The organism is Spartinivicinus poritis (assembly GCF_028858535.1).
Taxonomy (GTDB): domain Bacteria; phylum Pseudomonadota; class Gammaproteobacteria; order Pseudomonadales; family Zooshikellaceae; genus Spartinivicinus; species Spartinivicinus poritis.
The window spans coordinates 34,281-58,381 of the sequence record NZ_JAPMOU010000031.1 but is presented as its reverse complement, the minus strand read 5'-3'; the positions used below and the strand labels follow the sequence as shown (position 1 = coordinate 58,381).

The following is a 24,101-nucleotide window of genomic DNA, read 5'->3' as shown; positions in this document are numbered from 1 at the left end:
GATATATAGTCTCACACTCCATGCAATTATTGCTTATATGAAATTGCTCCTTGATTTTCACTAAACCCATATTCCCTAGCTATTTTGAGCCACTCATTATTGTTATTTATAGCAATACGTCTCAAATACTCCTCTATATCTTTTCTGCTTTTAGATATTAAGAACATCCGATAATAAATAGAATGCTTTTCAGGAGAAACATATATTTTTTCTTTCAAAGACATTTCTTTAACAAGATAGTTAATTGTTGAAGTTGGTAATAATGTAAAATCAACCCTGCCTTTTAATAGTACTTTCACATTATTACGCTCATGATCTCCATCAATTCTTGTTATTTTTCCTTGGTCAACCAAGTTATCGATTCCTATGTATTTGTGGCCTGCCATTCCACCAAATGTCAGCCCTTGCAAAGACTGAAACCCTCTATACTCAACCGGCTTTTCTAGCCTTGAAACTATTGAGCTAGAGTCCTCAAGTATTGACAGCCATCGATACTTTAACTGTTTTTTATCATTGAACCATATTGGATTGGCCCAAGTGACTACCCATGGCCCATTTTTTTCTATTTTTTTATCAAGCCGTTTCCTAGGCAAAATCTGCAGCTTAAATTGATATCTACTATCGACATAATTATTAAGAAATCTCTCTAGTTCAAATGTTAATCCTTTATTTTCTCCGTTAATAAAAGGCGGGTGGTTATGATAGGTATATAAATAAATTAACTCTTTATCAGCAAAAATTACTGATGAGTAAATAATAAATACACTTAATAGATACTTTATCATCATATACCTCATTTGACATTTATTATGTCAGCAATGAATGAAGCATTGAATAAAGCTTATTTTTATTAATTGGCTTGGTTAAATAGCCCGTACAACCTGCATCGGTACATTTTTTATCATCACCATCTAATGCATAAGCAGTCATTGCTATTATAGGCGTTTCTACTAAACTCTCGTTACATTCCCATGCTCGTATTCTACGGACAGCTTCATAACCATTTAGCAAAGGCATTTGCATATCCATAAAAACGATATTCCATTTATCCTCCTTAAATTTCTCCAATGCTTCTTCACCATTTACTGCAGTCTCTACACTATCAAATTTTTTTGATAAAATTGATTTAGCTATCATTCTGCTAGCAGGGTCATCTTCAACTAGCAGCACAGATTTCCATTTTCTCTCATTTTTAAAGTCAATTTTCTCGACTGTTTTATTAGGGTTTAATATCACACCGCTTCGATCACCTAAGAAATCTTTAATATTATTAGAATCCTCTTTAACAAGCTCACATGAAATAGTAAAATAAAATTGGCTACCTTTGTTTACCTCACTTTCAAGCCATATCTCTCCAGATAGCATTTCAACTAACTTTTTGGTAATTGTTAAACCTAAACCAGACCCTTGATAGTTTCGTGTGGTTGAGTCTTCTACCTGGGTAAAGCTATCAAATACCATACTTTGTTTGTTTTTTTCTATACCTATACCCGTATCACAAATATTAAATAGCAATAGTGCCTTGCCTCTTTCCGATTTTTCTGTTGTTACATGTAGATCAACACCACCTTCTTTTGTAAACTTAATTGCATTACCCATAAGGTTAATCAATATTTGGTTTAACTTATTAGAGTCACTTTTAATAATATCGGGTACTTGTCTGCCTATAGAATAGTTTAAGCAAATACCTTTTTCTTTAGCTTGTGATACTAATAGCTTGTAGGTTGAATCAATCAGTTGGTGTAAACTAAAAACACTGCTATTAACTTCAAGTTTATTTGCTTCTATTTTTGATAAATCTAAAACATTATTAATTAAATTCAGTAACCTCTCTCCACCACCTTTAAGAACATCTATCAATTCCTTTTGTTCCTGATTTATATTAGTTTCTTCAAGTATTTGAACCGTACCCAAAATAGCATTCATGGGTGTTCTAAGCTCATGACTCATATTGGCAAGAAACTCAGATTTAGCTTTATTGGCACTATCAGCCTGCACTTTGGCACTAATGAGGTCTTTTTCGTATGTTCTTCTTACTTTTATTTCATTAACTAGATGTTCGTTTAAAATTTCTAAGTCTCGTGTTCTTTCTAGTACACTACACTCTAGAGAATCTCTTGCTTGTTTGGCTGCAAGTGCATTATTTAAGCGTGCCTCTAGTATAAGTTTATTAACAGGCTTACTAATGTAGTTGACAACTCCCAACTTATAGCACTTTGCTATTACTTCATCATTATTGTCTTCTGCCGTCAACACAATTATAACTATTTTATTAAATTCTTCTTTCTTGCTTAGTTGCAGCAGCAAATCAACTCCATTTAATCCTGGCATGTTCAGATCTAACAAAATCAAGTCAAATTTTTCTTCTTCAAGCCTGGGGAATAAGTTTTTGGGGTTAATTATAAAGCCACACTGATAGCCAAACTCTTTTATGAGATGCTTTAGTTGTTGGCATGTTTTTATATCATCATCAACAACAAGAATATTAGGAGCAGTTATATCGAACACCATTTAGTTAGCTACTTGGTTATCCATGACCACTTTATGTGTATTAAAAAGTGTAGCAAGCTTGATGCTAGTTTACTTTGTTTTTTATAGCAGCTACTAACAAGGCACTCTATTTAACTTTTGTTTCTTCTAACTAATATCAAACCATAAATTTTTTGTAAAAAAATTATAGAAATTTATAATAAAAATATTACTTGAACTTAGAACCTGGCTTACCATTATCAGACTTTATTTCCTGTTTTAACCAGTTCGTAAACTTTTGTACACGCCTGTATCGAGGCGAACTCTCATCGTATAACAACCAGACTCCTGCATACTCTACAGTATCATTAAATAACTGAACAAGCGCTTGTTGTTTAATTAATTGCTTGGCTACTAAGTTGCTCATTAGTGCTATACCCCTCCCCTCAAGGACCGTATGTATTGCTAAACCTACGCCTTTGACTTGTATAATTTGCAATTTAGAGTAGTCAGCTGTTATATCGACTTTATCAAACCAGCTTTTCCAGCCCTCTGAAAATAAAGGTGTACTTTCAATTAATAAATAGTTAAATAAGTCTTCTGGTTTATTAATATTTTTTGCAACATTTGGAGAGGCAACTACAATTCCTTCACTAGCAGCTAAAAATTCATTGACCAACCCTGAGTAGTTGCCTTTACCATAACGGATAGCAACATCTGCTTCATCATGTTTTAAATCTAACAGATCCAAGGTAGGTATCATATGTATTCTTATTTCTGGATAAGCTTCCGCAAATAACCATAATTTAGGCATTAACCAATGTGAGGCAAATGCGGGGCTAAGGGTAACCTTAAGCTCACCAGCCAATTCTTCTTGCTGAACGCGGTTAATACCTTCCCGAATCAGGCCTAATCCTTGATCAACATATTGAAATAAGTTTTCACCAGCCTCTGTTAGTTGCATTGTGCGACCAACTCGAGTGAATAACCTCACCCCCAATGCTTGCTCAAGCGTTCGAACTTGCTGGCTTACAGCTGATTGGGTAATAGCCAGCTCATCAGCCGCTTTTGAATAGCTTGATAGCTGTGCCGCTTTTGCAAAAGCACGCATAGCACCAAGATGCTGTAGGGGATCGCTCATATCATCACTTTCAGTACATCATCAATTATTAGTTCAACTAATAGTAAATCAAAATTTATCATTCGTAGTTAGTCATTAAAATCGCTAGATTGCTGCTATGTAGAGGTATTTTAGCCTAACTGATGAAAGTAAAGAGTAGTAGCGATGGAGTATCTATTAATAATACTGATAGTTTTTGTCTGGTTTATATACAAGAGATATTGCAGTAAAGCAAAATCACCAAGAACACAAGCACTTCCTACCAGCCTCAATCAGCAGCTTATTTACGACCTGGGCTTAAACGATGTTAAACCGGTAGCCAAAGACAATAACAAGCTTGATAAACGCTAGCTGTTTGTGGAGCAGAGATAAATTTGAGGTCTTAGAAAAAAAATTACCCCAGCTACTTGGGGGGAGATTATGTAGCCGGGGCAGATTATTATCTCCGCTAACTTGGGGGCTTAACGGAGTAAATGCCAACACTAAAACACATAAGGAGTAGTTAAAGTGACCATCGCGGCCACTCGTAATATATGACAACCCCAAATTCAGGAAAGTTCCAGCTGCTCAAAATTTTTTTCAATAAAATCAGAAAAACTTAAGAAGACGATTAGGTACTTTGAGAAGGCTTCATGAAATCCCCCTCAATCCCCCTTTTTCAAAGGGGGAAGTAAGACTGTGTTATAGCTCTACTTACCAAGCCTCCCCATCCCATCTTTCTCTAGAATACCGAAACTATCACAACTATATCTATATATTGCTACCCACAGTGAAGAGCATTTAGGCGAGGCCATCGAGAGATGAAGCCCCAGGAGCTTATTGGAATAAGTGACTGGGGTGAAGAGCGAAGATAACAAAGCCTAAATGTTATTCACGAAGGGTAGTTAGTGGGCTTGGTCCCAGTTATCGCCTATTCCCGCATCCACAATCAGCGGCACCGATAAATCAGCCGCAGCCACCATCCGCAGCTTCAAACCAGCAACCACTTCATCAACCTGAGCTTCTGCTACTTCTAAGATCAATTCGTCATGCACTTGCATAATCATATTGGCATCAAGCTGACTTGCGGTTAACCATTGATCAACACTAATCATTGCCTGTTTAATGATATCGGCAGCTGTCCCTTGCATTGGAGCATTAATCGCGGTTCTCTCTGCTGCCTTTTTACGCATTTGGTTACGGGAACGGATTTCTGGTAGATACAAGCGTCGGCCAAATAGTGTTTCTACATAACCTTTTTCTGCAGCAGAGTGACGAATATCATCCATATAAGTGAGCACCCCTGGATAGCGCTCGAAATATAAGTCGATATACTCCTGAGCAGATTTGCGAGACACGCCAAGCTGCTTAGCTAAACCAAATGCAGACATACCATAGATCAAACCAAAGTTGATTGCTTTAGCACTACGTCGCTGGTTATCCGTTACTTCGTCAATCGGTACTCCAAACACCTCTGCAGCCGTGGCACGGTGAACATCTCTACCTTGGGAGAAGGCATTCAATAGCCCCTCATCATTAGACAGATGCGCCATAATCCGCAGCTCAATTTGTGAGTAGTCTGCGGCAATAAGTTTATAGCCAGGTGAAGCAACGAATGCTTGGCGAATACGCCGACCTTCTGCTGTGCGAATTGGAATATTTTGTAAATTTGGGTCAGAAGAAGACAACCTTCCCGTTGCAGTAACCGCTTGATGATATGATGTGTGTACCCGCCCAGTCTCTGGGTTGATCATTTCAGGTAGTTTATCGGTATAAGTTGACTTAAGTTTACTTAAACTGCGGTATTCCAAAATCAGTTTTGGCAGGGGGTAATCTAAAGCCAGCTCTTGTAGTACAGGTTCTGCAGTAGAAGGCTGACCTTTTGGGGTTTTTTTAATTACAGGCAATTCAAGCTTGTTGAATAATATTTCACCCAGTTGTTTGGCTGAGCCTAAGTTAAATTCTTCACCTGCTAAATCGAAGGCTGCTTTTTCAAGCTCATCAATCCGTTTAGCCAACTCAACACTTTGTTTTTGTAACAAACCAGGATTAATTAACGCGCCATTACGTTCCATTTTAGAAAGCACGCTGATTAAGGGTAATTCAATTTCCTTAAACACCTTCACCAGTGTTGGGTGCTCTGCGAGTTTAGGCTCTAAAGCTTGATGCAGCCGTAGGGTAATATCTGCATCTTCTGCCGCATACTCCGCCGCTTGCTCAATGGCAACCTGGTCAAAAGTAATTTGCTTTGCTCCTTTACCAGCAATATCCTCAAAATGAATCGTTTTATGGCCCAGGTATTTGAGTGCCAAACTATCCATATCATGTCTGGTTGCTGTGGAGTCCAGTACATAAGACTCCAACATGGTATCAAAGGCGATCCCTTTTAATTCAATATCGTAGCGAGCTAACACACTCTGATCATACTTCAGGTTTTGCCCAATTTTTTTCTGATCAGCGCTTTCCAATAAAGGCTTCAACAGAGCTAAGACCTTATCCCTGTCTAGCTGCTCAGGTGCTCCCACATAGTTATGTGCCAGTGGAACATAAGCTGCTTTGCCTGCTTCTATGGCAAAAGACACCCCCACTATTTCAGCTTGCATATAATCCAAACTAGTAGTTTCAGTATCAAAGGCAAACAGCTCTGCCTGCTCTAATTGTTTTATCCAGCTATCAAGTTGCTGCTGGGTTAAGACAGTTTCATAGGTAACGTCTAGCGCTTGCTCCACATCATCAATGGTTTCACCAGCCGACAGTAGCTCCTCAGTCCAACCTTTAAATTCTAACTTCTTAAACCAGTCCAACAACGCCGCTTTATCAGGCTCAACCAGTTTTATATCAGCAGGCCCCATTTTCAGCTCTACATCGGTTTTAATGGTGGCCAGCTGTTTTGAAAGCAGTGCTTGTGACTTATGTTCTTCAAGCTTTTTCGGCATGGTTTTCGCGCCACGAAAGCCAAGAGTCGGTACTTCTTCCAAGCGTTCATAGACAGATTCCAGACTACCTAAACCTTGCAATAAAGCTAATGCCGTCTTTTCACCCACTCCAGGTACACCTGGTATGTTGTCTACTTTGTCACCCATTAATGCAAGAAAGTCGATGATAAGCTCTGGTGGGATTCCAAACTTTGCCTTTACCCCTTCTACGTTCATAAAAGCATCATCATCTTTCATAGTATTAACCAGCGTAATATGCTGATTAACTAACTGGGCCATATCTTTATCACCAGTTGAAATAATTGTATCAATGCCAGCTTCTGTTGCCTGTCTGGCCAAAGTGCCAATTACATCATCTGCTTCAACGCCTTCAATAACAAACATAGGTAAACCCATGGCTTTAATAATGGCGTGTATCGGCTCAATCTGTTCCCTTAATTCATCAGGCATTGGCGGCCGGTGGGCTTTGTATTCACTGTAAATGGTGTTGCGAAACGTTGGGCCTTTAGCATCAAAGATGACCCCAATTGGGCTTTCAGGGAAGTCTTTAATTAAACGCCGCATCATGCTTATCACCCCACGAATAGCACCGGTTGGCTGACCATCCGAGGCGCTTAAGGCTGGCATTGCATGATAGGCTCTAAACAAGTAAGAAGAACCATCCACAAGAATTAACGGGGGCTGCTTTTGTTGTTTCGTCATAGGCCAGTACATTTACAGTTAAAATAAAACAAGGCATTGAAAACCTGTTGATACTTACCAAAAGGCTTACCATCCAAATGGCGCTTATTGTATCAGTTATGGTGTAGCCCTGATCTACCAATTATCAATAGCTAACAAAAAATGACTGAAAACTGCTGTGCTAACAATGAAATTTAAGGTACCGTTTAGCGGCTTTTATTGTCACTATTAATATATACCCAAAGGATCTTACTTTGGCTTGTGACAAATTATAGCGATTGCGGGCAGCATAAAATTTAGGATTGGAGACTAGGCAAACCAGGAGACTTTTATGAAACAGCTCATATGTTCAACGGCTCTAATCACTGTATTGTTTGGTGGCTGGCAGGCAGCTTATGCAGAAGATGTCATCACTGAAGACCCTGCAGTGGTAATTAAAGAGAGCAAAAAAGGTAAAGGTGTCACTGTTGAAACATATCGCCTAAAAAATGGTTTTGTATACGCCTATAAGGTTACTCCAAAAGGTGGCAAACCTTATTTTCTGGTAGCAGCAGATAATGAGGGCAACTTCATTCGAACTGACAAGCATCACCAAATGCTGGTTCCATCCTGGAAGATTTTTGAGTGGTAATTTTTGAGTCGTATTTATGTCGGTTTATACCCATTTAACCTTTGATGAGATAGCACAACTATTAACCAAGTATGATATCGGCACCCTCAAGCACTTTGAGGGTATAGCTGCTGGGGTAGAAAACACCAACTACTTTATTGATGTAGTGGCAGCTGATGGCCAAACCACTCGATACGTACTCACTTTGTTTGAGTTTTTACCCGTTGAGATCATTCCCTTCTTCACCGCCCTTACCGACCACTTGGCAACCCACCAGTTGCCGGTACCCTTGGCGATCAGAGACCTGCAAGGGGAGTCACTACACTGGTTAAAAAGCAAACCTTGTTTAATCCAACGTTGCCTGACAGGTAAACAAGTTGATACACCCACTAGTAGCCATTGCGCTGCTGTGGGTGAAATGCTGGGCAAAATGCATCAAGCAGGATTACAAACAAGTATCAGCCAAACCAATCAGCGCGGATTGAACTGGTTGGTAGAGCAAGCCGATAGACTGCAAAGCTTAGTGTCTGCCGAAAATGCAGCTCTACTAAAGCAGCAAGCAGACTTTTATACGGTTTTTTTTCAGCAACATAGCCACTTGCCTCAAGGGATCATTCACGGTGACCTATTCCATGATAATGTACTATTCACAGGTACTAATATTAGTGGCGTCATCGACTTTTATAATGCCTGCACCGACTATTTACTATACGATTTAGCTGTTACAGCAAACGACTGGTGTCGACTGCCAGGGCAAACTCTTGATCCTCAAAAGGTAAAGGCATTAGTTGATGGGTATAACCAAATAAGACCTTTTAATGAAGATGCTAAAAACGCCTGGCCAATAATGTTACAGTTTGCAGCCTTTCGTTTTTGGGTTTCTCGTATCATTACTTTTGAACATCCAGAGGAGCATTTACCTCAAAACGAAGATGCTGTAGTTAAACCCAAAGACCCGAATGAGTTTAAACAACTAATGCTACATCATAAAAATAATTCCAGTCTGTATTCACTGTAACCTCTACTTTCCCCAGCCCTATACCCTCACCTTATCAAGGAAGTGGCATGATTCGTAACATATCAATGTAAATATTATATATTTATTGGGGCCTTTCATGGCCCTAATTTATTTTAGAAATAATATCGCCTGATAAGAGATACTTAAAATGCCAAAACGATTTATCGATCTTTCAATTTGTATTGAAAATGAGGTGAAGTCGGACCCGATTCCTTTTAACCCAAAAGTGACCTATATGGATCACCAGTCCACTTTTAGCCAAATGGCACCATTTTTTCCAGGTTTAAAACAGCAAGACTTACCTGATGGAGAGGCATGGGCAATTGAAAAAGTAGAACTCATTACCCACAATGGCACTCATCTTGATGCCCCCTATCACTTTCACTCCACTATGAATAAAGGAGAAAGAGCTATTACTATTGATGAAGTACCATTAGAGTGGTGCTTCCAAAAAGGCGTTAAGCTAGATTTTCGATATTTCGATGATGGCTATGTCGTGACTGCCGATGACGTCAAAAAAGAATTAACAAGAATCAATTATACCATCGAGCCACTGGATATTGTTGTAGTCAACACTCGCGCAGGCAGTCGCTATGGTCATGATGATTATATTCACTCAGGTTGTGGCATGGGGCTAGAAGCCACCCTGTTTTTACTTGAACAAGGTGTACGGCTAACTGGCACTGATGCCTGGAGCTGGGACGCACCTTTTTCACATACAGCAAAAAAATATGCAGAAACAAAGGATCCAGCTATTATTTGGGAAGGCCATAAAGCAGGCAAAGATATTGGTTATTGTCACCTAGAAAAGCTACACAGCTTAGAGTCACTACCTAGCCATGGCTTTACTATTTCATGCTTCCCAGTAAAAATTAAAGGGGCTTCTGCTGGATGGACCAGAGCAGTAGCCATATTTGATGAATAAACCCTTATTTTTGCTCTCGTAACTGTTTTTGAGCTATTTCCATTATTAGCAATACCTCACAAGGTGAATACTGGCCCAATAGTGAAATTGAACGGTAGTTAGTCCATTCAGCAATAGGATCAAACTGCCGTTTTCTTTTAAAATTGAGTCTCTTTAGACCAACTAAACATTCTCCTTGCATTTTTGCGGCCTTAACCTTTTTATCAGTTAAGGCTGTATCACTATAGCGTTTAGCAATTTTTTGATAGGAATAATCGCTTGCCAGGGTGTAGTTCGACAAGATAAGTGAGAATAATAAAACTGCTTTTTTCACCATATACCCTTCTTAGAAATATTAGACCTATAATTTCAGCAAAAATACAGAGTTTATACTTTTATTTCAACCCACGGTCTAAGGTTATACCTAGCATGAGTCATTGTTAGGTATAACAAGTAGCACCAGCTTGATAACCCAAAGTGTTTCTTACCCAAACACCTATTATTTATAAGCTCATTTAGGCAATCCTACTGCAGTGACACTTACAATAACGACTTTGACTGATATTGAAAGTGCTACTGTAACCTATCACTCAATAAACATACTTAAATATTTGTATTAGGTATATAGACTACTGCTTTTTTTCTTGCTATCCATCGAGAGTGTACATATGCAGGAGCCCATAAACTGGCTAAACAGCATCCAAATATTATCATTTGTACAACGAAGTTTAACTCACTAATCTGCATTCTAAATAAAGTTAATGTATAAAGAAAGATTATATGATAAGTAAAGACATACAGTGAGTGCTGTCCCAAATATATAAAAGCCTTTTGATTAAAATAGTTTGGAAATTGGGAAGCAGCTCTAAATAAGACATAGCCCAATGCCACTGTATTTAATAACCGCAATGGGCCTAGAGAAGAAACACTTATCCAACTTTCTTGTAATGGTAAAACTAATTGAAAATATGATGAATGTCGATGACAAAGCATAAAGATAGTAAAAACTAGAGAAATCAAGAGCAAGCTTGTAGATTTAGGTATACTCAAAGTACCTTTTACTAAATAATAACCAAGCACAATTCCTAATATAAAAATCAATTGCCAAGCAAAAATCTCAAAATAACCAAAGTTCCAAGGAAGAATTGGAAGCCAGCTTTTTATCCCACTTAATAAAAATTGTTGAGGTCTAAGCTGAGCCAAAATCCAGAAAATGACACTACAGAACAGTATCACCCTGAATTTACCAAGTACTAGTCTGTTCAATATAAATGGTGTTACGATTAAAAACAAAACATACACTGGTATAATATCAAGAAAATTTGGTAACGATGTAAAAAAAGCTCCCATAATCATACTTATTAGAGGATTTTCAACAAACTCTGTCATATATGGATTTTTCGCCCAATCCGATGTTATAGCTGGAAAACAAAAAATAATTAAAGCAGCTGATATAAAGCATAGTAGGTGCCAAAAGTATAACTCCCTTGCTCTATACCATAATTTACGCTGAGCATATTTAAATGACTTGTTTTCAATTACTTTCGTAAATACCACGCCAGAAACTAGTCCAGACAGAAGAAAAAATCCTTCAGCAGCAGTTACATATCCAGCAAAACCATAAGTAATTTCAGACCAACCATCTAAATATGCAAATGGTAAAAATAAAAGATGATCTACTGTCATGATTAGAAGCATCCAGCCTCGAAAACAGTCTATTTGAACAATTCGACTCATATTGGTACGTACCTAAGGTAATTCTAATAACATTGGTTTAAAGGGCAAATATATAGATTAGTAAAGACATGGGCTATAAATAATTACGTTGTAAATACTTACTTTTGATAATGATTTGTTTGATATACTGCATACCTACTAATAAAAGTCTCAACCTATCCTACCATCTGCTAAACTTAACCTATGGGTAGAGTATCTATTATCAGTACTATGAATGTGTTGAACTCGTTTAAGCTTTGTATTCTCTTTAGCTATTGTTCAGTGACCTATGGAGCCAAAACAGCAAATGAGTTAGCCCTTATCAAAGTAGCTACTGGTGAGTATCCGCCATTTACTTCAAAGGAAGTTGTTCATGGTGGCTTTGTTCAGCATATGGTAAGAGAAGCGTTTAAACGCAAAGGGTTTCGAGTTGAATATAATTATTTCCCTTGGGCTAGGACATTAAAAGAAACTCAAAAAGGAAATTACCATGCCACCGCTTTTTGGTATTATTCAAAAGAGCGAGAAAAATCCTTTATTCATAGTGAATCATTACATTCTGCAGACATCGTATTTTTCCACTTAAAAACCACTCCCTTTAAAAGTTGGGATAACCTGAGTGACTTAAAAAAATACAGGATAGGTGCTAGCCGTAGCTACACATATACTCCAGAATTTTGGGAAGCTCATAAGAATAAAATCCTCAATATCAGGGTAAGCAATTCAGACGAAATAAATTTCAAAATGCTTTTTAAAAAACGAATTGATCTTTTCCCTATGGCAACTGTTGCAGGCTATAGTTTACTTTATAAAACATTCTCACGAGAGCTAATAGCTACTATAACCTATAATTACAAACCGCTCTTTTCCAGCACAAACCATTTACTATTTCCAAAAAGCAGGAAAGATGCTAAACAATTAACTAATATATTTAACCAAGGTCTAGCAGAAATAAAACAAGATGGTTTCTATGAAAAATACTATGACTTATTGCTAGAAGGTTATTACGAGCAACAAGAAAACATTACCCTGCCATAAACATCCCTTAGCCTAAATACCTATCTTCTCTCACTCTACACAAGACTACTTTAAGTCCAAAAACAATAGGTTATTTTCCTGGTCCATGTTAAAGCGAAAATTTCGCAAAAAATTCATTCCTAACAAGCCCTGTGAGGCCTCCATTGACGGTAAATCCATCACTGCAAACTCAATATCATTGATGGCTCTACCCGCAATTTCGAACCGTTTAAACCGGTATACAGGTACTATCAACTGACCATTAGCAGTATTCATCATGGTATTATGTAAAAACTCTGCTTCGGTAGCACCTTCCAGTTGCTTAAAAAACCGAGTTGATATCACTGACAGAGTGGCGCCCGTATCAATTAACAACTCCACCTGATGGCTACTCTCAATAACACCAGAAACAATATAATGTCCATTATCTTGCCTAAGCGCAATTCCTTCCTTAGCTCTCATTTTAGTAGCTATTTTATGCTTTAACTGCCGCGCCACATTCCCCCACTCTATATCTGCAAGCAAATAATCAAGCAGTGCCAAAGAACGAGGATAATCATTTAACTGGTAATGTATTTCAGCTTGCTTAAATAGATAGCTATAATTACTTTGATCTAATAGAGCAAGCTCTTCATAAAATTTTAGCAGAAGCGGCCAACGCTCTTCACCATTACTCTCACCAACTACTTTTTTATGGTAAGCCTGTACCAAAACATTGATTTTTGCCTTGATATTATCTATTTGGTCAAAGTCATATACATACTGCTCTAGTTGATAATATGCCTTGATGGCAGCAGGTAAATTACCTAGTGCCCGGTAGCTTTCGGCCAGAATATAAATAATTTGATAGTCACCAGCATTTAATTTCAAGTAATGACTAACTAATTTAATTAATTGGTGGTATTTACCTTGCTCAAATCCTTGCTGTAGCTTTTGAATAAAAGCAGCACGAGCAAACTTTTTATGCTCATCATCCAGTTGGGTAAGTTGTCGATAGTGGTCTACGATTTTTGTTGTGTTCCAATCAACCAGCAGTTCTTTAAATCCTTGCATTGGCGCAGTTAATTCAGAATCAACTAATTGTTGGCTATTGATGGAGGTAACAGGCTCAATTGTTGTAGCAGTCAGTGTCTGTTCCGACATACTGTCATTGAGTAAGACAAGCCTGATGTCAGGCCAGTATTGATGGCCATACCAACCACTTGCCAAGCCAACAGAAAACACACTCAAGACAAAAATCGTTTTTTTCACAACAGTTTGTTACTCAGTCTTCACTTATCGATTCGATCTCACTCCTGGTTAATATAACAAATCTGTCAGGTATACTGTATCAATAGTTTTGTATGTTTAAGAGACTATCGCGAAAGCTGATAAATATGAAGCGATAGGGTGTTCTGAAACTACTGTCAAAAACAAGGATTTAGTACTATGGCACAATCAAACTTCCCCCTTTGAAAAAGGGGGATTGAGGGGGATTTTTACATAAAAGTAAGATGAAGATAGCTCAATAACTCTGGCCCTTTTAAATCCCCCCTAACCCCCCTTTATCAAAGGGGGGTATAGTAGATTTATGACACCCTACAGGAAAGAAAGGACTTGGTTTAAAGAAGAATACGAAAGCCTATAGATATACTCACAGCGAAGGATTATTTAGGCAAGGCCACCGAACGCTGAAGCCCCAGGAGTTTAGGTATACTAAATGACTGGGGTGAAGTGTGAAGGTAACAAAGCATAAAAATCATTCGCGAAGAGTAGTTTGTAAGTGGGTATAACTATCGACAAACCGCTTATACTTATGCTGCCCACATGTATAAGATTGATTTTTCACGGATGTGGCCGTATCCCGACAAGTCGGCACTACCTCTACTTTGGCGTCATAATCAAGGTCAATAAAGAAAGGTAATGAATAGCGCTCTTTGCCACTGATGTTAATTACCCGATGCAACGTTGAAATATAACGGTCATTAGTAAATGTTTGCACTAAATCGCCAATATTTACAATCAGGGTACCATCAACAGGTGGGGCACTTACCCAATCGCCATTTCTATTCTGCACTTGTAGCCCACCATTGGCATCCTGAGATAAAATCGTTAAAAAACCGTAATCGGTATGCGCACCTATGCCAAACTCTTTCATGGTAATTTCCCCTTGTTGGGGAGGATAATGCAACAAGCGTTGGATAGTGATCGGTTTGGTTTGTAGTTTGGCAAAATAATCGGCGGGTAAACCCAGGCTTAATGCAATCGCTCGAATCAATTGTCGAGCCAAATCCAACATAGCATTACGATATTGCTCAAAAACAGCTTTAAAGCGCTCAGGCTGTTGTGGCATTAAATTAGGGCCAAAAAAAGGACTTACTTCAGAAGTTTCTTGTCCAAAATCAAAGCACTCTTTAAAATCTCTAGTATTTTCCGGGTCGACATTTTCTGCATACATAGGAATATAACCCCGTAATGTTTGACCGGAATGGGTAATATTCAGCTTATTTTTTTCTTCGAACGGCAGTGCAAAAAACACCTCAGCCAGCTTATAGGCTTCTTTAATTAATTGCTCATCAACACCATGATTTTTAATATATAGAAACCCAATATGCTCACAAATGTAGCCTATTTCCTGCACCACCTTCATAGGGTTACTTTGATCAAGTAATGGGGCAATATCAACTATTGGAATTTCATTAAAAGAAGTTGTTTTACTTTGTAAACTATCTTCAACTGTGACACTCATAAATTTAGCATCCTTATTTTAGGCTATCATAATGCAGATATATGGAGTAATAGGGTATTCTTTCACTAAGATATGGATATCTTTTTAGCTCTTGATGGGCAAGTTTACTACTGTGAAACTTGCGGTAGCGTCTTTAATTTATACAAAAGCGCTACTGGAACCATGGATGGCACTTCAAGAGCGGTGAAGAATAGTCTATTACTCCATATCAGATACTAAACTTCACATCCAGCCCGCCATTCTTTCCAACGTAAAGCAGCATTTGTCCCTAAAGACATAAAAGGCTCTGGTGGTAAACGACTTGGTGCATCATAAGCCATAAATTCTTTTAAAATGGGGGAATCCATTTTGGTAGCCAACTCCACAGCCATCATTCCCGATAAAGTTCCTTTCACTGTGCCTAAACCATTTTGACATGCCGCCGCATATACTCGCTCTTCCAACTCACCAAATGCTGGTACAGAATTCAACGACAGGCACAACCGACCACCCCAACAATATTCCATTGTTACATCAGTCAACATGGGAAAACGTGCTTTAAACGCCTGATCATGATTTTTTGCTACATTTCTTAGCTCAGTTTCAGAAACTTCCATCGACTGATTTAAAGTAAAGTGATTACGTATCGTCAGTCGTTCGCCGCTACCACCCCAATTAGAGGTACGCCGTACTGTGGTACCCATCGGGTCAGCAGGTAATAATCCCCAATTAGCCTCACCACCAAGCCGTTTAACCTCATCTTGATTTAATGCTCGGGTCATGGAGGCATAGGTAAAAATATGCATTAACTGTTGTTTAAAATAACCAAACGACTGAATATGTCCATTAACCGCTAGAATTACTCGCTTGGTTTTAACCCTACCTTTAGGGGTTTTTAGGGTATGTTCAGGCCCCAACTGCATTTCAGTTACAGGGCTATTTTCGTAAATAGCAACATCCTTACTCAGCCCTTGTGCAGTTAAACGAATAAATGCCGCTGGTTGTATCATTGCGGTACCTGGCGTAAACAAGCCTTTACTGTAATAATCAGAGCCGGTTAACGCCTTCATTTCTGCTTGATCTAACAGCTGATATTGCTCACCCAACGCCTTAATATGTTTCAAATAACTATCAATATGTTTTTCTCCACGAGCAGAAGCAGCGCCTGTCACTTTGCCAGATAAATCAAACACTTCCTGTGGTATTGTAAAGTCGTGAGCCATTTGCCTGGCAAAGTTAATAGCAGCGCGATTTAAACGAATTTGTTTTTTATCTTCATCTCGCCCCCCTGCGTAACTTTTTGAATTCAGCTCGTGGGGCAAATCAATCATAAAACCACTGTTACGTCCCGCTGGGCCTTCAGCAAGATGGCTGGCCTCTAACATGACAACCTTATCATTCGGTACTAATTGACTTAAACGACGTGCCGCAGCCATTCCGGTAAAACCACCTCCAACAATTACCCAGTCTGCTGAAACAGTGCCTGTTAGCGGTGGATAGGATTGCGCTGGACTAAGAATGCGATTCCAAGCAGCAGGTCCTGTGTCCTTTGGCATCCGGTTAACATATACGACATTTGTCATAATCCAGGTCCAGCCATCACTGCGTATCGATTAATCCACACAAGCCTCATCAACAGGATCGCTGAGATCCAGCCAAATGGTTTTTAGCTCGGTATATTGATCATGGGCATGGATGGAATTATCTCGTCCACCAAAACCTGATTGTTTATAACCGCCAAAGGGTGTGGTGATATCCCCTTCGCCAAAACAATTAACCGTTACCGTACCTGCCCGCACAGCTTGTGCTGCACGTAAGGCACGCTTAGCATTAGCAGTAAAAACAGAGGCAGCTAAACCATAATCGGTGTTATTAGCTACTTGAATCGCTTCGTCATAACTGCCTACGGTAATAACCGATAAAACCGGGCCAAATATTTCCTCCTGAGCCAAACGGTCTTGTGAATCCACCCCATCAAAAATAGTGGGCTGAACATAAATACCATCCATCGTTTCACCGCCCAGAATCACTTGTTTGCCAGAGTCTTTTCCGTAATTTAAATAGCTGGCCACTTTTTTAAAATGGTTTTGGTCAACTAATGCACCCAAGTGATTAGCAGGGTCTAATGGATCACCGGTACGCCATTCACGGGCATGAGCTTTAACTCTTTCCAGTAATTCCTCTTTAATTTTTTTATGCACTATCAGTCGTGAACCTGCGGAGCAGTTTTCACCCATATTCCAAAATGCTGCATTTACCACCTGAACTGCGACTCGATCTAAATCTTCAGCATCTTCCAGAACAATACAGGGGTTTTTCCCGCCACATTCCAATACAACTTTTTTCAGGTTAGAGTCAGCGGCATAACGCAAGAAACATCGGCCAGTTGCCGTAGAACCGGTAAAACTCACCATATCCACATCCGGATGCATACCTATTGGTTCACCAACGTCTTTGCCAGTGCCAGTCACTATATTTAACACGCCACGAGGTAATCCTGCTTCCATGGCTAATTCAGCAATGCGTAATGCCGTGAGTGATGTCTGCTCCGCTGGTTTTACTACCATTGAGCAACCTGCCGCTAACGCCGGCCCCATTTTCCAAGCCAGCATTAATAAGGGGAAATTCCATGGCAATACCGCCCCAACCACACCGATGGGTTCCCGAACAATCATCGAAATAGCATCACTGCCAACAGGTGCCGTTTGATCATAAATCTTATCAATGGCTTCCGCATGCCACTTAATGGTGTGAATTAACTCTGGAATATCAATGGTTTCACAATCTTTAATTGGCTTGCCAGAGTCAAGGGCTTCCAGCACGGCTAATTCACGTCGATTACGAGCAATTAATTTACATAAACGAATTAGTACGTCTTTACGCTCACTGGGATGAAGGCAACGCCAGCGCCCATCATCAAACGACTCACGGGCTTTTTCAACGGCAAAATCAACATCTTCCTTGTCACAGGCAGCAATATCTGCCAGTTTTTTTCCAGTAGCGGGATTAATAGTGGCTAAGGTTTTACCGGATTTTGCGGGCCTAAACCGACCGTCAATAAAACTCATCGAAGGTGGGTTTAAATCAGCTGCAATAGCAAGATATTCGTCATGAGTGAGCAAATCAGACATAGCTTATGTTTTCCTTTTCCGTGGTATTCGCTGTTTTTTGGGCTTGTTTATTGGCGGTAACTTCAACCACTCGACCGGGGTCCTGCGGCCCTTCTATGATGCTAGCAATAGTGGTTCTAACCGTGCGAATCACTTGCTCTAAAGCACGTTTTTCCTCTTTATTCAAACCATAAAGTGGTTTTCTAGTAATGCCTGCATTAAGGCCTTCAAGTGTTACTCCATATTTAACACTTTGAATAAACTTGCCACCCTGCTCTAATATTCGCATTAACGGCATCATGGCTGACATAATGCGACGGCCTTTCTTGAAGTCTCCTTCTACGACACAAGCCTGATACAATGCAGAATGCTCACCAGGTAAAAAATTAGAGCCAGCACAAACCCAGCTACTAGCTCCCCAGGCAAAAAATTCTAATGCCTGATCATCCATACCACAGGAAAGTTGAATATGTGAATAATCACGAGCTAATAAATGCAATCGATTTGGGTCACCAGAGCTTTCTTTAATAGCACAAAAATTTGGTGATCGACCTACTCGATCTAAAAATTCCTCCCCCATCATCACCCCCATTCGACTAGGGTAGTTGTACAACATAATGGGTAGATTCGCGGCCCGGTCAACAGCCAACGCATGTCTGGCCAATTCACGTTCAGTGGGCAAAGAATACGGTGGTGTTGCTACCAATAAACCATCAGCTCCCTGTTTAACTGCAGCCTCTGCCAATAAAATGGAATCGTTTGGGTTAAGTGACCCAGTACCAAATACGACAGGTATGCGTCCCTCAACACATTCCATTGCTATTTCTAACAAGCGTACCCGCTCTGCATTACTTTCAACGTAATACTCACCGGTAGTGCCGCCTACAATAATGCCATTAACATTAGCATTGACTAAGTGCTCAACCATCGCCGAAAAGGCTTCATAATCGATTGAATAGTCATCACTAAATGGTGTGATAACTGGCGTATAAATCCCTTCAAATTGCATTTAACCCCCTTATATTTAAATGTAATTCTTCTCCAGGGCATCATTGTAGCTGACAACCTTTATAACTGAGTTACAGACTAGCGAAGAAGCAGAAAAAACCACAGCAACATTTATTTCGGAATAAACATAACGTTGGGTTATCAAAAGTGGTTGCTATCAATTAGGGGAAGCTAATAAGTATGGAGCAATGGGGGGGTTGTGAAGGCTAGCAGATATTGGGTAATTGGGTATTTTGTAACTACTATCGGAAACAGAGGGATTCAAACTATAGCACAATCCAGCTTCCCCCTTTGCAAAAGGGGGATTGAGGGGGATTTTTTTACATACAAATAAGACGGAGATGGCTCAAAAACCACGATCACTTTAAATCCCCCCTAGCCCCCCTTTATTAAAGGGAGGAACAACTTTTTCGACGCTCTCATTAAAGGGGGCAGTAGGAAATAATAAACAGGCTATATGCCGGTTATAAAAATTGGTCTCAATCTGGAGACTAGTGTCGTATTTATGCTTCATATAGTCGTACCCAAGTATTACTCATTAAAATTATTATCTAAAGATAGCGACTCCAGGGATACTTTTTATAGGACAAAAAGTAAATGAAAATATTAGCTAAAGCAGCTGTTTTCGCTGCAGTAATAACCAGCACAAGCGCCTTTTCTTCTACCTATGTTCAGTTAGGCAAGGAAGCAAGTGATGCCATTTACCATTTATCAAAATATTGTGCTGTAGAATTAGGGGAACTAAAGCAAGCGCACCCTAGTTCTTGGATTGGCTCAGGCGGTAAGTGGTATAACCAAAATAACAATTATGGATTTAGTTTTGACGTACTTTATGCCCCTAATTATTTTTCAACTGAACAACTGGCAACGCTATCACTAAGCGCCAAATACATACCAAACCCACCGGCTGATGCACCAAACTATGAATATACTTGTACGGTAAACTACAATTAAGAATTAGTGTTTCTAATCATCAGGGGGAGACAGTTCTGCCCCTGATAACCCAAATCAGTTAATATTAAGAATACCAAAAATGCTCTTTTAACTTAATGATGACAATAGCCAATCCCTAAACCAGCTAAATTCGTCATTATCTTCTTTGTCTTCCGTATAAGTTAAATAATGGAGTTTTTCTTTAAATATTACTTCTTGCTCAACAGGCTTAACTAATAGCCCTTGATCAATTAGTGGGCTAACTAAATGATGCCACCCCAATGACACACCTTGGTGGCTTAATACCATTTGAATCAGCATATTATAATCGTTGGCATTAAATAAATGCTTACCTGAGCGAGGGCGTTTATTTAACTGTATGTCATGAAATGCAAACCATACCGACCAATCCACATGCTCGGCTATCTGGGCTCGACCATAAGGGCTGAGGTTTAACAACACCGTATCACGCAGCCCGGCTAATGTATTAACATCTGGGTTTTGTGCTAAAAATTGTGGTGTACACACTGGGTAAATTATATCGTGGAATAGTGGAATTGATCGATAACCTTCACGGGGATCAGTTACTTTGTTAATAAAAACATCAGGGTAAACTCCCGGTTCCATTTTTAAAAAATTTTCTGTGGTTACCACATTAATATCAATTTCTGGATTAGCGGCAAAAAAATCAGGTAATCGACGGGATAACCATAAAGCAGAAAATGCAGGGGAACAACAAATAGTAAGGACTTTTTTACTTGAATGGGAAGACTTAATTCTATCTGCCGCCTGAGCAATATTTACAAACGACAAATAAGCCGCATCATAAAAAATGGTACCTGCTTCAGTGAGTTCCACTGCACGACCCGCTCGTTTGAATAAGTCTACTCCCAGAGCAGCCTCTAACTCACGAATCTGGCGGCTAATCGCTGCCTGAGTAACACATAAAGCTTCTGCTGCACGGGTAAAGTTTTGGTACTTGGCAGCAGCAACAAAAGATTTTACCGCTCTCAGTGAGGGCATTTTGACCAGGATTTTGTCGGGTTCTACATGTTTAACCATAACTTCTTGTTGTTAATATCTTTAATAAAAAATCGTTTTGCTTCAACTACTAGCATCTCTAGACTGCAAGGATAACTAGATGCAAGCATAAATAATTAGCCAAGGGCGCCCATCAACGCATGCAACACACGCTGCATTAGGAGTATCAAGCATGACTAGTAAATCAACAACGCTGTCTCTGATCAACCAAAGAAAGCCTCGTCATGGGCTTAGCCGTGAGTTGTATCTTAGTTCTGCGGTGTATCAAGATGACTTGGAGCAGATTTGGCATCAAGAGTGGATTTTTGCTGGTCATACCTTTGAAATTGAAAAGCCTGGCGAATATATCACTTTACAGATAGGCAATTACCCAATTGTTATTGTTAGAGACAGCAGTGGTGATATACGTGCCTTTCATAATGCTTGTCGACACAGAGGATCACGGGTTTGCTCAAAGGCTAAAGGAAAAGTGGCTAAGCTCGTCTGCCCCTACCACAGCTGGACCTTCGACCTGGATGGAAAATTATTGTTTGCAGGCAATATGGGGGAGCAATTTAACAAAAGTGACTATGGATTACGGCCTGCACACTGTGAAATAGTTAACACTTATATTTATGTATGTGTTGCTGAGCACGCCCCAGATTTCAGCCAATTTCGAGATGCGGTTTCCCCCTTTCTGTCACCCCATCAGCTGGAAAATTGCAAAGTTGCCTATGAATCTAATCTGGTTGAAAAAGGCAATTGGAAGCTGGTATTTGAAAATAACCGCGAGTGTTACCACTGTGACGCCAACCACCCTGAATTATTAAATTCATTTGTTGAAAATCTCAGTGTTGCCGGTGTTGGTGGCGACGAAGATCCAGAGTTGAAAGCCCATTGGGAGCGCTGTGAAGCGGCTGGATTCCCTAGTCGTATGGTAATGGATCAACAGGGCCAATACCGCATGACTCGTATACCACTGTTTAATAACGCCTCCAGCTACACGATGAATGGTAAGCCTGCTGTTAACAAACGTTTAGATCATTCGAGTGAGCCTAATATTGGTGCACTGCTTTACTTTAACTACCCATCCACCTGGAACCACTTTCTTGGCGACCATGCTTTAAGCTTTCGGATTTTACCCTTAAGTCCAGGTGAAACGCTGGTAACCACCAAATGGTTAGTCCATCAAGATGCACAAGAAGGGATAGATTATGACCTGGATAATTTAACCAAAGTTTGGCTTGCCACCAATGATCAGGACCGCCAATTAGTCGAAGAAACTTTTCGTGGGGTAAATTCACCAGCCTATATTCCTGGGCCTTTTTCAGATATTGCAGAAAATGGTGTGTGCCAATTTGTTGATTGGTACTGCGATACCATGAAAAGCAAGCTGACAGACTAACTATACCCATAACAATATATTATGGTTTTCACCCACCAAATATCATTGGACGCTTTGGGCGTAAATGAATACTTTATTACAAAAGCGACCAGCCTGATTGTAAGGCAGCACATGGAACAAGTCGTTAAGTAATTAAGTGCAATAAGCAAATATAGGGTATAGCTACAGAATAATCATAACAATAGAGGGCAGCATGGCGGATTCCAGCGAAATACTCTCGATTAATAATATCTTCAAGGTATACGGCAATAAGCCTGCTGTTGCCATGGAAATGCTGAAGAATGGCGCAGATAAAGACGACGTTTTTTTATCAACTGGGCAAACTGTCGGTGTTTTTGATGCCAGCTTCACTGTTAATAAAGGCGAAATATTTGTCATTATGGGGTTGTCTGGCTCCGGCAAATCTACGTTAGTACGCTTACTTAACCGACTGATAGAACCTACCTCTGGCACCATTAACCTCAATGGACGAGATATCACCCAACTGTCAGCTAAAGAATTACTGGAGGTGCGCCGCAAAGAAATGAGTATGGTTTTTCAATCATTTGCGCTGATGCCCCACATGACGGTGTTAGAAAATGCGGCTTTTGGTCTTGATATATCCGGTATTCCAACAAAAGAAAAAAATGCCCGTGCGGCGGCAGCACTAGAACAAGTCAGCTTGGCGGAATATCAAACCAGCTATCCCCATCAACTGTCGGGAGGTATGCAGCAACGAGTTGGTCTAGCCCGTGCTTTAGCCAATGACCCCACCATCCTACTGATGGATGAGGCCTTCTCTGCCCTGGACCCACTCATTCGCACCGAAATGCAGGATGAGTTAATTCGCTTGCAGCGGGAACAGGAAAGAACAGTTGTATTTATCTCCCATGATCTCGACGAAGCCATTCGCATTGGTGATCGTATTGCCATTATGGAAGGGGGCCAGGTTGTCCAGACAGGTACACCGGAAGCCATGCTGCGCAACCCGGCTAATGAATATGTTGCCAGCTTTTTTAATGGCGTGGATGTATCCAAAGTATTAAAAGCAGGCGATATCGCTGAAACAGACCCAAGAAGTATTATTAAACTAAACGGTCAAATTCACCCCCATCATGCCTGTGACAGTATTCGCTTTGGCTACCTGATTAATGAGCGGAACAAACTTCAAGGCGTGATTCCTACCAGTGCATTAAAACCAACTCCTACTGATTTTGAAAAGCTATATCAGCATCGAATGGATAACCACTTGACGGTTTATACCGATACTCCGCTAAAAGACATGTTTAATACCGTGGCTGACGCGCCTTATCCTGTTCCAGTCATTGATCAACATGGCACTTTTTACGGGACAATATCAAAACAGCAACTGTTACAGACTTTAAGCAAACAATAAAAAATTAAAATACAACATTCATAGTCAAAGCGAATGGTTTTTAGCGACGACAACAAACCCTAAAAATCATTCGCGAAGAGTATAAAAAAGGGA

19 protein-coding genes are annotated in these 24,101 nt (G+C 39.8%); 7 read left to right on the top strand and 12 right to left on the bottom strand.

What is annotated here, in order from left to right; translation table 11 throughout:
• Positions 1-26: 26 nt before the first annotated feature.
• From ORQ98_RS20010 to polA, 4 genes are all read right to left on the bottom strand, one after another.
• Positions 27-788 carry a hypothetical protein gene (locus ORQ98_RS20010; RefSeq protein ID WP_274690595.1) on the bottom strand — a complete coding sequence of 254 codons (762 nt, stop codon included), beginning with the start codon at positions 786-788 and terminating at the stop codon, positions 27-29.
• A 19-nt stretch (positions 789-807) separates the two neighbouring features.
• Positions 808-2,511 carry a hybrid sensor histidine kinase/response regulator gene (locus ORQ98_RS20005; RefSeq protein WP_274690594.1) on the bottom strand — a complete coding sequence of 568 codons (1,704 nt, stop codon included), beginning with the start codon at positions 2,509-2,511 and terminating at the stop codon, positions 808-810.
• Between the two features lie 187 nt (positions 2,512-2,698).
• Positions 2,699-3,610 carry a LysR substrate-binding domain-containing protein gene (locus ORQ98_RS20000; RefSeq protein WP_274690593.1) on the bottom strand — a complete coding sequence of 304 codons (912 nt, stop codon included), beginning with the start codon at positions 3,608-3,610 and terminating at the stop codon, positions 2,699-2,701.
• 863 nt (positions 3,611-4,473) lie between these two features.
• Positions 4,474-7,206 carry a DNA polymerase I gene (gene polA, locus ORQ98_RS19995; protein WP_274690592.1) on the bottom strand — a complete coding sequence of 911 codons (2,733 nt, stop codon included), beginning with the start codon at positions 7,204-7,206 and terminating at the stop codon, positions 4,474-4,476.
• A 310-nt stretch (positions 7,207-7,516) separates the two neighbouring features.
• Between polA and ORQ98_RS19990 the strand changes: the two genes are divergently transcribed.
• The 3 genes from ORQ98_RS19990 to ORQ98_RS19980 all read left to right on the top strand — a co-directional run bounded on the left by ORQ98_RS19990 (position 7,517) and on the right by ORQ98_RS19980 (position 9,738).
• Positions 7,517-7,816, top strand: coding sequence for a DUF2782 domain-containing protein (locus ORQ98_RS19990; protein WP_274690591.1), 300 nt, complete (start codon positions 7,517-7,519; stop codon positions 7,814-7,816).
• A gap of 16 nt (positions 7,817-7,832) precedes the next feature.
• Positions 7,833-8,813, top strand: coding sequence for a homoserine kinase (locus tag ORQ98_RS19985; protein WP_274690590.1), 981 nt, complete (start codon positions 7,833-7,835; stop codon positions 8,811-8,813).
• Between the two features lie 148 nt (positions 8,814-8,961).
• Positions 8,962-9,738, top strand: a complete 777-nt coding sequence (locus ORQ98_RS19980; RefSeq protein ID WP_274690589.1) for a cyclase family protein — start codon at positions 8,962-8,964, stop codon at positions 9,736-9,738.
• Between the two features lie 4 nt (positions 9,739-9,742).
• Here ORQ98_RS19980 and ORQ98_RS19975 read toward each other — a convergent pair whose 3' ends face one another.
• Positions 9,743-10,054 (bottom strand): hypothetical protein, encoded by a 312-nt coding sequence (locus tag ORQ98_RS19975; RefSeq protein WP_274690588.1) that lies wholly within the window; start codon positions 10,052-10,054, stop codon positions 9,743-9,745.
• 266 nt (positions 10,055-10,320) lie between these two features.
• A complete protein-coding gene (gene opgC, locus ORQ98_RS19970) occupies positions 10,321-11,454 on the bottom strand; it encodes an OpgC domain-containing protein (RefSeq protein WP_274690587.1) in 1,134 nt (377 codons plus the stop codon).
• Between the two features lie 261 nt (positions 11,455-11,715).
• Between opgC and ORQ98_RS19965 the strand changes: the two genes are divergently transcribed.
• Positions 11,716-12,471 carry a substrate-binding periplasmic protein gene (locus ORQ98_RS19965; RefSeq protein WP_274690586.1) on the top strand — a complete coding sequence of 252 codons (756 nt, stop codon included), beginning with the start codon at positions 11,716-11,718 and terminating at the stop codon, positions 12,469-12,471.
• 45 nt (positions 12,472-12,516) lie between these two features.
• On the opposite strand, the gene ORQ98_RS19960 is transcribed toward ORQ98_RS19965, so the two are convergent.
• The 5 genes from ORQ98_RS19960 to ORQ98_RS19940 all read right to left on the bottom strand — a co-directional run bounded on the left by ORQ98_RS19960 (position 12,517) and on the right by ORQ98_RS19940 (position 19,276).
• Complete coding sequence (locus ORQ98_RS19960; protein WP_274690585.1) at positions 12,517-13,701, bottom strand: retropepsin-like aspartic protease; 1,185 nt, start codon at positions 13,699-13,701, stop codon at positions 12,517-12,519.
• A 487-nt stretch (positions 13,702-14,188) separates the two neighbouring features.
• Positions 14,189-15,178 carry an isopenicillin N synthase family dioxygenase gene (locus ORQ98_RS19955; protein ID WP_274690584.1) on the bottom strand — a complete coding sequence of 330 codons (990 nt, stop codon included), beginning with the start codon at positions 15,176-15,178 and terminating at the stop codon, positions 14,189-14,191.
• Positions 15,179-15,393: 215 nt separating this feature from the next.
• Positions 15,394-16,740, bottom strand: a complete 1,347-nt coding sequence (locus tag ORQ98_RS19950) for an NAD(P)/FAD-dependent oxidoreductase (RefSeq protein ID WP_274690583.1) — start codon at positions 16,738-16,740, stop codon at positions 15,394-15,396.
• Between the two features lie 30 nt (positions 16,741-16,770).
• A complete protein-coding gene (locus ORQ98_RS19945; RefSeq protein WP_274690582.1) occupies positions 16,771-18,288 on the bottom strand; it encodes an aldehyde dehydrogenase in 1,518 nt (505 codons plus the stop codon).
• The gene (locus ORQ98_RS19940) at positions 18,281-19,276 is read right to left on the bottom strand and encodes a dihydrodipicolinate synthase family protein (RefSeq protein WP_274690581.1); all 996 of its coding nucleotides are present in this window, start codon (positions 19,274-19,276) and stop codon (positions 18,281-18,283) included. The genes ORQ98_RS19945 and ORQ98_RS19940 overlap by 8 nt, the downstream gene beginning before the upstream one ends.
• A 596-nt stretch (positions 19,277-19,872) precedes the next feature.
• Between ORQ98_RS19940 and ORQ98_RS19935 the strand changes: the two genes are divergently transcribed.
• Positions 19,873-20,229 carry a hypothetical protein gene (locus ORQ98_RS19935; RefSeq protein WP_274690580.1) on the top strand — a complete coding sequence of 119 codons (357 nt, stop codon included), beginning with the start codon at positions 19,873-19,875 and terminating at the stop codon, positions 20,227-20,229.
• An 87-nt stretch (positions 20,230-20,316) separates the two neighbouring features.
• Here ORQ98_RS19935 and ORQ98_RS19930 read toward each other — a convergent pair whose 3' ends face one another.
• Entirely contained in the window at positions 20,317-21,270 is a 954-nt protein-coding gene (locus tag ORQ98_RS19930; protein WP_274690579.1) for a LysR family transcriptional regulator, read from the bottom strand.
• Between the two features lie 151 nt (positions 21,271-21,421).
• Between ORQ98_RS19930 and ORQ98_RS19925 the strand changes: the two genes are divergently transcribed.
• The gene (locus ORQ98_RS19925; protein ID WP_274690578.1) at positions 21,422-22,633 is read left to right on the top strand and encodes an aromatic ring-hydroxylating oxygenase subunit alpha; all 1,212 of its coding nucleotides are present in this window, start codon (positions 21,422-21,424) and stop codon (positions 22,631-22,633) included.
• A 193-nt stretch (positions 22,634-22,826) separates the two neighbouring features.
• Positions 22,827-24,008 (top strand): glycine betaine/L-proline ABC transporter ATP-binding protein ProV, encoded by a 1,182-nt coding sequence (proV, locus tag ORQ98_RS19920; protein ID WP_274690577.1) that lies wholly within the window; start codon positions 22,827-22,829, stop codon positions 24,006-24,008.
• Positions 24,009-24,101: the final 93 nt, after the last annotated feature.